The organism is Mesorhizobium sp. P2_E9 (genome assembly GCF_056403815.1).
This window is the reverse complement of the sequence record NZ_JBFUET010000014.1, coordinates 204,589-216,302: the sequence shown is the minus strand read 5'-3', so window position 1 is coordinate 216,302 and position 11,714 is coordinate 204,589. Positions and strand designations below refer to the sequence as shown.

Here is an 11,714-nt window from a genome sequence, read left to right as displayed (position 1 = left end):
GTCGTGCGTCTTGGCGCAGCCCATCCGGCAAGCGCTTCCGGCGCCAGCCACAGTGTTAGACGGCCGCGACGGCGAAGGCCTGCTTCATACTCCCGCCAGTTCGTCACCTTGAACTTCATCTTGCTGATGCGATGACGGCGGGCGGCGTTATGCTTATGCGGCATGGTGTGCGGATCAATCACGCTGGTTGCGATCGCAGACCCATAGGCGGAAATCGTTGAAATTCGATCCCTGCACCAATGCTATTCACTCCCGATCCCTAGGAACGGCGAGCACACGCTCGCGACTTTGACGCCGGTTCCGGAATGGTGGCCCGGTTCTAGAAAATTTTCCATAGCTAGACTCGAACAATGTTATGTAAATATTTTCCTTGACATTATGATATATTTCTACCACGTTTGCCAGGCCGGAAAAGGGAACGCCGGTCCAAAGAGAAAAAAGGGTTATGATCATGACATCGCTCAGAAGACGGATGATGAGCACGGGGTTGGCCGCCTCGAGCATAGTGGCTCTCACCATGGCGACTGGTGTCGTGGCGAAAGCGGAAACTCCGGCCGATACTCTGGTGCAAGCATTGCAAATTGACGACATTATTACGCTCGATCCGGCAGAGCTGTTTGAGTTCAGCACCGCTGAGATTGCTGGCAACACTTACGAAAGACTGATTTCTTACGATTATCAGGATGCGTCAAAGATTGCTGGTGAGGTCGCTGAATCGTGGGACGTATCGACAGACGGCAAGACGATTTCGTTCAAGATCCGCCAAGGCAAGAAATTCGCCTCTGGCAATCCTCTCACCGCCGAGGACGTCGTGTTTTCGCTGCAGCGTGCGGTCACTTTGGACAAGTCGCCGGCATTTATCATTGACCAGCTAGGCTTCGATAAATCTAACGTCAAAGACAAAATCAAGCAGACGGGACCCTACACGTTCTCGATGGAACTCGACAAACCCTACGCGCAAAGCTTCGTCCTGTATTGCCTGACATCACCCGTCGCATCGGTTGTCGATAAGACGTTGCTTCTTCAACACGAGAGTGACGGTGATCTTGGCTATAAGTGGCTTAAGACGCACTATGCCGGATCCGGCCCTTTCGTCATCCGTGATTGGAAAGCGAATGACGTCGTCGTCCTTGACCGCAACCCGAACTATGAAAAGCAACCGCCGCTCGCGCGGGTGATCTACCGTCACATCAAGGAGACCACGACACAACGGCTCATGCTGGAGAAGGGTGACATTGATATCGCGCGCAATCTCAATCCAGAAGAACTCGATGCATTGTCGAAGAACCCCGAGATCAAAATTGACGAAGGCGCGAAGAGCACGATTTACTACCTCGGCCTGAATCAGAAAAATCCATACCTCGCCAAACCCGAGGTGCGGGAGGCCTTGAAATGGTTGGTGGACTATGCAGCCATTACCGACACAATCATGAGACATAAAGGAGAAGTTCATCAGACGTTCGTACCGAAGGGCTTTCTCGGTGCGCTTGACGAGGCTCCCTACCATCTAGATGTCGCCAAGGCGAAGGAACTCCTCGCCAAGGCGGGTTTGCCCGATGGCTTCACGGTCACGATGGACACGCGTTCCATACCCGAAATCTCCGGTATCGCCCAAGCGATGCAGACCACCTTTGCAGCTGCAGGGATTAAACTTGAAATCCTGCCCGGCGATCAAAAGCAAGTCTTGACCAAGTATCGTGCTCGACAACACGACATTTTCATCGGCAGCTGGGGATCGGATTATCCCGATCCCAACTCCAACGCCGATGTTTTCGCGGCAAACGAGGACAATTCTGATGGCGCCGCGGCAAAGCCGCTGGCCTGGCGCAATTCCTGGGATCCGGGCGCCCTCACTGCTCAGACCCGAGAAGCAGTCACAGAAAGTGATCCGCAGAAACGGACCGAGAGCTATAGGAAATTGCAAGAAGCCATTTTGAAGGACGGCCCATTCGTGATCTTTCTCCAGCAGACTGAGGTTGCGGCCGAACGCAAGAACGTCAAAGGTTTCATTATAGGCCCATCGTTCGACACCAATAGCGTTGCCCAGACGACGAAGAACTGAGCCGATGGTATATGCATTCGCCAAGGATGGCAGAGGGCATGAAACCCTTTGCCAGTTCGGAAAGGCCGCTCAGTTTGCTCTCGTGTTGGCAACGACCCTGCTTGGTCTCGTTGCTGTGACTTTCGTGATTGGCCGCGTCGTTCCGATTGATCCCGTTCTCGCCATAGTGGGTGATCGTGCAAGCCCTGAGGTTTATACGCGCGTACGCCACGAGCTAGGCCTTGACCTGCCCCTCGCCGAGCAATTCTGGATCTACCTGAAAAAAGCCGTCACAGGAGATTTCGGCAACTCCGTTCTTACCACGAATCCGGTAATGTCAGACATTGCTGCTGCCTTTCCCGCAACATTCGAACTGGCAACGGTTGGGACGCTGATCGGCACCCTTATCGGAATCCCGCTCGGTGTCCTTGCCGCTGTCAAGCGCGGGCGTATCATCGATCATGTCGTGAGGTTCGTGGGGCTCGCCGGCTACTCGCTGCCTATTTTCTGGCTGGGTCTCATGGCCTTATTGTTGTTTTACGCTAAACTCGGATGGGTGGAAGGGCCGGGCCGTATCGACGTAACTTACTCATACCTCTACACGCCGATCACCAACTTCGTTCTGTTCGACACTGCCGTCGAAGGTCAGTGGGAAGCATTCCGAAACGCGGCGTCGCATATCGTCCTTCCGGCTAGCCTCCTAGGCTATTATTCACTTGCCTACATCAGCCGAATGACGCGCTCCTTCATGCTGAATGAACTTGCACAGGAGTACGTCACAACCGCGCGCGTCAAGGGTCTCTCTGAGCTGCGCATCATTTGGCGCCATGCGTTGCGCAACGCAGCTGTTCCACTGGCGACAGTGGTTGCACTTTCTTACGCAAATCTGCTGGAAGGTTCAGTGCTAACCGAAACCGTATTCGCCTGGCCAGGACTGGGGCAATACATAACGAACTCCCTTCAAAATGCGGATATGAATGCAGTGCTGGGCGGAACGATCGTGATTGGCACGGTCTTCGTATTTCTCAACACCGCGTCTGACCTTCTCTACCGCCTTTTGGATCCAAGGACGGGTCGATGACCGGAACATTATCAATTCCAGAGGCTTCAACTCTAAGAACCTGGCTGCTTTCCAACGAGCCACGCTCCCGTTGGCAAGCAAGACTTGGCCGAAGCTATCTCGGCTGGCGGGTCTTTACCAAAAATCCGCTTGCTGTGCTCGGCCTCAGCTTCGTCACCATCGTCGTGCTGGCAGCGATCTTTGCTGATGTGATTGCGCCGTATTCACCTTTGGCTGCTGGTGATTTGCGCACCGAGCGGCTATTACCACCCAACGCGGCCCACTGGCTTGGGACTGATGAGCAGGCGCGAGATATCTTCTCGAGGCTCGTATATGGCTCGCGCATCACGCTTTTCGTGATTGCTCTCGTGTCGCTGATCGCAACACCCATCGGACTTATGGTCGGAACCACTGCCGGGTATCTCGGCGGGTGGATCGATACGGTTCTTATGCGCATGACCGACATCTTCCTGGCGTTTCCGCGCCTGATCTTGGCGTTGGCGTTTGTCGCAGCGCTTGGCCCCGGCATTGAGAACGCGGTCATCGCTATCGCAATCACCTCATGGCCGCCGTATGCGCGTCTGGCACGTGCGGAGACTTTGATGATCAGAAAGAGTGATTTCATCGCAGCGGTGAAGCTCCAAGGGGCTTCAACTTCGCGGATAATTCTCGGGCATGTAATCCCCCTTTGCATGTCGTCCCTGGTCGTTCGGGTGACTCTAGACATGGCCGGCATCATCCTGACAGCCGCGGGTCTTGGATTCCTTGGCCTTGGCGCCCAGCCACCAATGCCGGAATGGGGTGCGATGATCGCAGCAGGCCGGAATTATCTCATCGATCAATGGTGGGTCGCGGCAATGCCCGGCCTTGCCACATTCCTCGTCAGCCTGAGCTTCAACCTTCTGGGCGACGGCCTACGCGATGTCCTCGATCCGAAAGCGTACAGATGATGACCTCACTTCTCGAAGTTGAGGATCTCAACGTTCGCTACAATCTTCCTACAGGGACCGTCGAGGCCGTGCGTGGCGTGTCCTTCCAACTGGGACGCGAACGGCTCGGCATCGTTGGCGAATCCGGCTCCGGCAAGTCGCAGACGGGCCGCGCCATTCTTGGGCTCACACCACCTCCCGGAGAAGTCACCGCCAGGCGTTTGACCTTTGATGGAGTCGATTTGATAAGGGCCTCGGTGCAGCGTTTGCGGCAATTGCGCGGGGGGCGCATCAGCATGGTGATGCAAGATCCGAAATACTCGCTCAACCCCGTCATGACGGTAGGAGAACAAATCGTCGAAGCCTATCGGGCTCACGCCAAGGCCACGCGCGCTGAGGCATGTGATCAAGCTCTTGCCATGCTCGAGTCGGTCAAGATCCGGGATCCGAATCGCGTTTTCTCGCTCTACCCGCATGAGATTTCAGGGGGGATGGGACAAAGAGCGATGATCGCCATGATGCTCGTGACCGGCCCGGATCTCCTCATAGCCGACGAACCGACATCGGCTCTCGACGTCACGGTTGCGATTGAGGTGTTGCGGATACTTGACGAGCTCGTGTCCGAGCGAGGCATGGGTCTCATTTTCATCTCGCACGATTTGAAGCTTGTGTCATCGTTTTGCGACCGCGTTCTCGTCATGTATGCGGGCCGGGTTGTCGAAGAACTGAAGGCGGCGAGCCTCAAGGACGCGCAACATCCTTATACGCAGGGATTGATCCGTTGCATGCCGTCACTGTCGGATGAGGTACGGCCGCTGCCAGTGCTCAACCGAAACCCGGCTTGGGAGCTTTGAAAATGCTGAACGTTGAAAATTTGAATGTTGTTTTTGGATCAGGCCGGCTCGCGGTTACCGCGGTTAAGGATATCAGCTTCGAGGTGCAGCAAGGCGAAGCCTATGGCCTTGTCGGTGAATCAGGCTCCGGAAAGTCAACGGCACTTCGGGCCATCTGTGGTCTTGCGCCGATCAGCAGCGGCAGCGTCAGGTTAAACGACGCCGCAGTTCTTGCTCGCCGCGACAAATCCTTTTACCGGATAGTGCAAATGGTCTTCCAGGATCCCTATGCCTCTCTCCATCCCCGCCACACGGTGGACCGCACGCTTTCGGAACCCTTGAAAGTCCACGGGCAATGGGACATTGAAGGGCGTGTCCTAAAGGCGCTTCGGGAAGTGGGGCTCGGCCCTGCCTTTCGATTTCGATACCCCCATCAACTTTCCGGCGGCCAGCGCCAGCGTATAGCCGTTGCAAGGGCGCTGATCTTGCGTCCAAAGCTTCTCTTGCTGGATGAACCGACCTCTGCGCTGGACGCCTCTATTCAAGCTGAGATTTTGAATCTTCTTGATGACCTCAGGCGCCAAATGGGACTGACCTACGTTCTTGTCAGCCATGATCTTGCTGTCGTCGCGCATCTGTGTGATCGGATGCTCGTCATGCGCAATGGTGAAGCTATAGAGGAAACCTCGTCCCTGACATTGCGATCGGGCATAGCAACGGACGAGTATACCGGCTCGCTGATCAAGGCCAGCGAAGGTTTCACTCGCGCGAATAGGATTGGCAATTTCGCCTTGCCTGCCTCGCCTCGACCCGGTTCTTGAGCCGCGCCAAATGGTCCGGTGCTGCTAGTCCGCGTAACTTCCAAATCTATCCTGTAGTTGCTGGAGCCTTTCGCCCCTTGTTCGCAGCGACTGCCCAAGGCGATGGATGATAGTTCACAAGTAGTCCGAGAAACGCGATCGACGCGCTGAACCAGGGCCTTGTCGCGTTCAAGGACGAGCTCGCGGCCGACAGCCTGGCGATGAAACGTGTCGAGGTCGCCATCGTCACCTTCGGACCGGTCAACATCGTCGCGCCGTTCCAGACCGCTGACCTGTTTACGCCTAGTACGCTGGCGACCAGCGGCGACACCCCAATGGGCGCGGCGATCGAGCAGGGCCTCGAGATGTTGCGACGTCGCAAAGATGAGTACCGCGCGAACGGCATCTCCTACTACCGCCCCTGGTCTTTCTGATGACCGACGGCGCGCCCACGGACAGCATCGTTGCTGCCGAACACGCGGTCAAATCCGGCGAGGCGGCAAAGGCGTTTTCGTTCTTCGCCGTTGGCGTCGAGGGTGCCAACATGGATATCCTCGCCAAGCTCTCCACACGCCAGCCGCTGAAGCTAAGTGGCCTCAAATTCCGCGAGCTGTTCTCCTGGCTCTCCGCATCGCTGTCGGGCGTCTCGCAGTCGCAGGTCGGACAGATCGTGGCGCTCCAATCTCCCGCAGGTTGGGCCGAGGTGTGATGTCTTGGCGCATAGCGTCGGCTACTAGCGCCATCGGCACTTCGCATGTCACGGCCGGCAAGCCCTGTCAGGATAATTCGGTCCATGCCCTGATCGAGGGCAGGGAAGGTCCAATCCTCGCGGCCGCCGTCTGCGACGGCGCTGGCAGTGCGGCGCATTCGGAGGTTGGGTCTTGGCTGGCCGGGCAGAACCTGCTGGAACTCATTTTCGTGCACTTCGCAGAGAACGGTGCGCTCGATCAGATCGATCGGCCCAAAGCGTTGGGCTGGGTGACCGAAATTGCCGAGCGCATCGCCGCCCATGCGCGCGCACTCGGGCACGAGGTGCGCGATTATGCATGCACGCTGCTGGTTGCCATCCTCGGCCCCACGAGCACCGTGTTCTTTCAGGTCGGTGACGGCGCGATGGTTGTCTCGCACGGCAGTGAAGACGGATGGTCCTACGTGTTCTGGCCGCAGCACGGCGAGTTTGCCAACACGACGAACTTCGTCACGTCGTCAAATGTCGCGGATGTCCTCGAATTCGAGTTCGCGCCGCGGCGCATTGACGAGGTCGCGCTGTTCTCGGACGGCATCGAGAACCTTGTCTTGCACCAGGCTTCGCGCAGCGTTCATCAGCCTTTCTTCGATACGATGTTCCCGGCTGTCAGACGATCGGCGGTGGCGGGCGAGGACTCTACGCTGTCGGATGGGCTGAAGGCTTATCTGCTTTCGCCGCAGATCTGCGAGAGGACCGATGATGACAAGTCGTTGATCCTGGCCACGAGATCGCCAGCTGAACCGATGGTGGCCGTAAAATGAATGCCAAGGTCCGCGAGGTGTTCACCCTGCGGGGGGAAGCCCTCAAACTTGGCGAAATCGTCGGCCAGGGCGGCGAGGGGGCCGTCTATGACCTGGCTGCACACAAGAACCATGTCGCCAAGATCTACCACCGGCCGCTCGAGCAGCAAAGGATCGACAAGATCCGTGCGATGGGCAAGATCAAAACCGATTCACTCGAAAAGCTGACGGCCTGGCCGACGGGGCTGGTCTGCTCCAAGGACAGCAAGCCCATCGGGCTGATCATGCCGAAGATCAGCGGTCGCAAGAGCATCCATCAGCTCTACAGCCCCAAAAGCCGCAGAACCGACTTTCAGCGGGTTGATTGGCGATTTCTGACACGTGTGGCGGCAAACACCGCGAGAGCATTTGCGGCCGTTCACGACAACGCCTGCGTCATAGGCGATGTGAACCACGGCGGTGTGCTCGTGGCGCAGGACGCTACCGTGCGCCTGATCGACTGCGACAGCTTCCAGGTCTCCTATCTGGGCCAGCAATATCTTTGCGAGGTCGGCATCGAGACCTTCACACCGCCGGAACTGCAGGGCAGATCGTTTTCGGGCATCGTGAGGACGCCCAATCACGACAATTTCGGTTTGGCCGTGATGGCCTTCCTGTTGCTGTTTATGTGAAAACACCCCTTTGCCGGCCGCTACGCGGGAACCGGCGACATGTCGATTTCGAAGGCGATCGAGGAGTACCGCTTTCCCTACGGGGCGAACGCCGCCGCGGTTGGAATGGCGAGGCCTCCGAGTTCCCCCGAACTCGCCATCGTCGGCCCACGACTTGCAAAGATGTTTGAGGATGCCTTCTCGCAAAATGGAACGTCGGCTGGCAGGCCCGTGGCCCGGGACTGGGTGGCTGCCTTGGCCGAACTTGAGGCGAACCTCAAGCAGTGCTCCGCCAATTCCAGCCACTGGTCACTTGGCTCATCGCCGTGCCCTTGGTGCAAAATGGAAGGCGCCACGGGTGTCCCGCTGTTCTCAACCGTTGTTCCCGCCGGCGGGGGGACGCTTTTCGATATCGCCGGATTCCAGCGGCAGGTGGACGCCATCCCGCATCCCGGGCCGGTGCCGACCGTCCCCGAAAAGAATGTGACACCAGATCCCCAACGCCTTGAAGCTCAAGGGGCACGCGCGCCGCACCAACTTCCGGGCAGGAATAGCGGCCGCAGTGGTCGGCGTCGCTGGCTTGATGATGGCGCAGATCTGGGTGCTGGGCATCGCCTTGGGGGTTTTTCTGGGGTTGAGAGGTTTCTTGAACAGGGACAGTGAGGCTGCGGAATACCGGCACATCGCCGGCGAGGCCGCCACCCAGTGGAAAAACGCGCAAACCACGTGGATGCAGAGGGCCGGCCCGGATGCCTTCGACAGGCAAAAAACGGTGCTCGCCGGGCTCAGGCGAGAATGGGACATCTTACCTTCCAAACGGGTGGCCAGGATCTCGGAGCTCGAGCGCAACCGCCGTCAGGCGCAACTGCACCGGTTCCTGGACAACTTTGAAATCTCATCGGCAAAGATCGAGAGCATCGGACCGGGCAAGAAACAGGTCCTGGAGTCGTATGGCGTCGAAACAGCGCTCGATGTCGAGAGGAACAAGCTCTACAGCGTGCCCGGATTCGGACCCAAAACCGCGCAGAAGTTGTTGAATTGGCGAAGGTCCGTCGAAGCCCGCTTTGTCTTCGATCCCTCACGCGCGATCGATCCACGCGATATCGCGCAGATTGACCAGGATATTCTCGGCGACCGCAAGCGGCTGCAGGGCGCCTTGATTCTCGGTCTTGAGCAACTCAAGCAGACAAGAGCCCAGATTCTTGCGGCCCGTGAACACAGTCGCCCGGAAATGGAGCGATTGCGGTTGGCATTGGATCAGTCGTCGGCAAACGTTGCCGCGATTTCAGGGTAGTCTTGGTAGCGCTGTGGGATCGTCAGTCACTCGAAGGGGCACGCCGGTCTGACGTTGAAGTGACCTGTCACTGAACTGTCATCCAGTGGCGATTAGAGCCCCGGCCGTTTCTGTTACGCCGTATGACGCGGCACTCATGCGGACGAAAAACACCAGCTTCCTGAAAAGCGTCTGCTTCGACCTTTAAGGCCGACTCAGACGCATGTCCCGCAGCTTCTTCGTTAAAATGGAGCTGACTTATAAAAAGCGGTCTTTAAGAAACGCCGCGGGGCCACGGTCTGGCGATGCGTGCAAGCCAGAACCGGCACCCAGAAGGATGCCGACAAGGTGCTGGTCGACAGTCCCCGACGGACTCGGACCTCCTCGTCTACAATGCAACTGTCAGTTTCCCGACGGGGATATGCCAATGGATCCCAGTTTCACCCCAACAGGCTGAAGGGCATTTTCGCAACCAGGAAGCCTTGGGTTCGCTTCGCACAGACACGTCGGCCCCTGGGCGTTAGCGGGGTCCGAGCATGTTATATTCGACGACGACGAACTAGAAAGGTGACGAACCGCGTTAGCGATGAGCCCGCCCGTTACAGCTCCTGTGACGCCTGCCACCGTTGCATCAACGATCACAGTGCCAAGACCCGCACCGGAGCCGGCCCCGTCCGCAGCAAGAACCGCGCCTCCCCGTTCGCCAATCCTGAATGTCTTGACGTGGGTCACTACAGGCGTCGTGCCGGTCTTGTCAGCGCCTATAGTCACAACGTCCTGAAGCCTTGTTCCGTCCGCCAGTCGGTAAGCCGCCAGTACTTGCGTCCCCGATGCTGCGCAACCTGTGAGCACAACGATGCTTGCCACCAATGTGGCTTAATTCTTGCTCGACCGCCGATGAAGGACGAAAAATGAAAAATAAGCGAGTTGGACATAGACCCCCCATGCAACGCCATCTTTGTTGACGAAGTCCACCCGCCAACGACTAGCAGACGGAGGATCGTCCGCCTCCCCCAAACGGGGGATGTTGAGCCGTTAGAAGTGGTAAATGGTGCAGACTTCATCCAAACGCTGGCAACCCATCAACGCTTGTGCCACGTTTGCCGCCGGGTTTCGGAGGGCGATGGTGTTAGCCAGAGGGAGAAGGGAAATTCACATTTCGATTGTTTACGGATCTCCTACCGTGGAGCGTCCATGAGTACTTCAGTTGGCCTCAATGCGAGCGATCATGGCGTCGAATGAAAAGCAGTTGTCGTCTCAGATTGCAGACCTCACGACGGTCATCAACGCTGCAGCCTGTGATGCAAATCGCTGGACTGACGTCGCCGTGGCGATGCAGAGCTTTATCCCTGGATCAAAGATCTTGTTTCAGGTGGTGGAGAAAGAAAGCACCGTTGTGCATCAGGTTGTCTATTCAGGCTTCAACGACAAAACCATTCAGGCATACGGTGATCATTATTGGAAGCTTAATCCATGGACTAGCGGTACGAACGAGATGCATATGTCGTCGTTCAAAAGCTCGTCAGAACTATATCCTGACAAATTGTTGAGGAAGACGGAATTCTTCACGGATCTTGTGGATCCGGAGCGTGAGTGCGATGGAGCCACGGCTCTGAAATTTGCAGCGCATAGCGATCGATATGCGATTCTGGCCGTGCACCATGATTTCCGGCATCATGAGCAGATCCATGCTCGAAGTCGAGCCTTGCTTCAGACCGTTGTTCCTGCCCTGCGAACAGCGCTCGAATTAAACCGTCTCACTAACCCAACGTTTCATCTCCCGGGAGGACGTGGGCTAATCGACCAACTCGTCGACGCGGCAATGGTCGTTGATCAAGATTGTCGACTTCTGGCGTCCAACGTGCCTGCAAACCGGGTTTTAACCGATGCCCGGGTTTTGTTGATGAAGGCGAAGGACACAGTAGAGATCAAGGACTCGGAGGCGAATGCGGCCTTCGCCCGGCTTGTCAGAGATAGCTGTGCTGTTTTTCAGGACCGGGCCAGGCCGAACGATTTGATCGTGAACACCCGATCGGGAGGGTACATCATTACGTGCGTGCCGATGGCGATAGAGCAAACAAGTGCGCTGCCAGCAGGACTCTTGTCGATTTTCGCTCCAAGAACGGTATCCTTGGTCATAGTCCGCCCTCGCGCAAGTCAAGACGCGTCAATAGTAGTTGACGATCTGCGTCGACATTTTGGCCTTACTACCGCGGAAGTCGGCCTCATTCTAGAATTTGGACGCGGCGGCACCCTGTCGGAAATCGCCGATCGGCTTAGGGTTTCGCGGTCGACCGTCCAATCGCACCTCAAGGCGATCTTTGCTAAGACTGGCACCTCCAAACAGAGAGATGTCGTCACGCTCGTCACAAGCCGTGCAGCTACCGGCAGGCAGTTTTCTGTCGATGATTGAATAGGATATTGGTCGACAATGGCCGCATTCTTGCTCGGTTAATCTTCAGAACTGCACTTGGGATCGCCGAAAGCGCATGTCTTGAATTTCGATCGTTCGTCCACGCACTTATCGATGACGGCCTGCACCTCGCGCCTGCAGGTTGAAATGTCCTCGTCGTTGTAGGACGAGGCGCAACCTCGAAGCTCCTCCGCGTACATCTCGTCGCAAATCTGCACCGGAGTGGC

11 protein-coding genes and 1 pseudogene are annotated in these 11,714 nt (G+C 57.1%); 11 read left to right on the top strand and 1 reads right to left on the bottom strand.

The window, feature by feature from the left end; translation table 11 throughout:
• Nucleotides 1-164, bottom strand: a pseudogene (locus AC1D05_RS24975) (IS5/IS1182 family transposase); the annotation flags it as partial.
• 281 nt (nt 165-445) lie between these two features.
• On the opposite strand from AC1D05_RS24975, the gene AC1D05_RS24970 reads away from it, so the two are divergent.
• The 11 genes from AC1D05_RS24970 to AC1D05_RS24920 all read left to right on the top strand — a co-directional run bounded on the left by AC1D05_RS24970 (nt 446) and on the right by AC1D05_RS24920 (nt 11,487).
• The gene (locus tag AC1D05_RS24970) at nt 446-2,062 is read left to right on the top strand and encodes an ABC transporter substrate-binding protein (protein ID WP_477444382.1); all 1,617 of its coding nucleotides are present in this window, start codon (nt 446-448) and stop codon (nt 2,060-2,062) included.
• A gap of 4 nt (nt 2,063-2,066) precedes the next feature.
• Complete coding sequence (locus AC1D05_RS24965; protein ID WP_477444381.1) at nt 2,067-3,122, top strand: ABC transporter permease; 1,056 nt, start codon at nt 2,067-2,069, stop codon at nt 3,120-3,122.
• Nucleotides 3,119-4,051, top strand: coding sequence for an ABC transporter permease (locus AC1D05_RS24960; RefSeq protein ID WP_477444380.1), 933 nt, complete (start codon nt 3,119-3,121; stop codon nt 4,049-4,051). The genes AC1D05_RS24965 and AC1D05_RS24960 overlap by 4 nt, the downstream gene beginning before the upstream one ends.
• Complete coding sequence (locus tag AC1D05_RS24955; RefSeq protein ID WP_477444398.1) at nt 4,051-4,884, top strand: ABC transporter ATP-binding protein; 834 nt, start codon at nt 4,051-4,053, stop codon at nt 4,882-4,884. Before AC1D05_RS24960 ends, AC1D05_RS24955 begins: the two co-directional genes overlap by 1 nt.
• A gap of 2 nt (nt 4,885-4,886) precedes the next feature.
• Nucleotides 4,887-5,684, top strand: coding sequence for an ABC transporter ATP-binding protein (locus AC1D05_RS24950; RefSeq protein WP_477444379.1), 798 nt, complete (start codon nt 4,887-4,889; stop codon nt 5,682-5,684).
• A 200-nt stretch (nt 5,685-5,884) separates the two neighbouring features.
• Nucleotides 5,885-6,097 carry a vWA domain-containing protein gene (locus AC1D05_RS24945; protein WP_477444378.1) on the top strand — a complete coding sequence of 71 codons (213 nt, stop codon included), beginning with the start codon at nt 5,885-5,887 and terminating at the stop codon, nt 6,095-6,097.
• A complete protein-coding gene (locus AC1D05_RS24940) occupies nt 6,097-6,372 on the top strand; it encodes a vWA domain-containing protein (protein WP_477444377.1) in 276 nt (91 codons plus the stop codon). The genes AC1D05_RS24945 and AC1D05_RS24940 overlap by 1 nt, the downstream gene beginning before the upstream one ends.
• On the top strand, nt 6,372-7,172 hold the full coding sequence (locus AC1D05_RS24935) for a PP2C family serine/threonine-protein phosphatase (protein WP_477444376.1): 801 nt from the start codon (nt 6,372-6,374) through the stop codon (nt 7,170-7,172). The genes AC1D05_RS24940 and AC1D05_RS24935 overlap by 1 nt, the downstream gene beginning before the upstream one ends.
• Nucleotides 7,169-7,822, top strand: coding sequence for a hypothetical protein (locus AC1D05_RS24930; protein ID WP_477444375.1), 654 nt, complete (start codon nt 7,169-7,171; stop codon nt 7,820-7,822). Before AC1D05_RS24935 ends, AC1D05_RS24930 begins: the two co-directional genes overlap by 4 nt.
• 484 nt (nt 7,823-8,306) lie before the next feature.
• Nucleotides 8,307-9,095 carry a helix-hairpin-helix domain-containing protein gene (locus tag AC1D05_RS24925; RefSeq protein WP_477444374.1) on the top strand — a complete coding sequence of 263 codons (789 nt, stop codon included), beginning with the start codon at nt 8,307-8,309 and terminating at the stop codon, nt 9,093-9,095.
• Between the two features lie 1,207 nt (nt 9,096-10,302).
• On the top strand, nt 10,303-11,487 hold the full coding sequence (locus tag AC1D05_RS24920) for a helix-turn-helix transcriptional regulator (protein ID WP_477444373.1): 1,185 nt from the start codon (nt 10,303-10,305) through the stop codon (nt 11,485-11,487).
• Nucleotides 11,488-11,714: the final 227 nt, after the last annotated feature.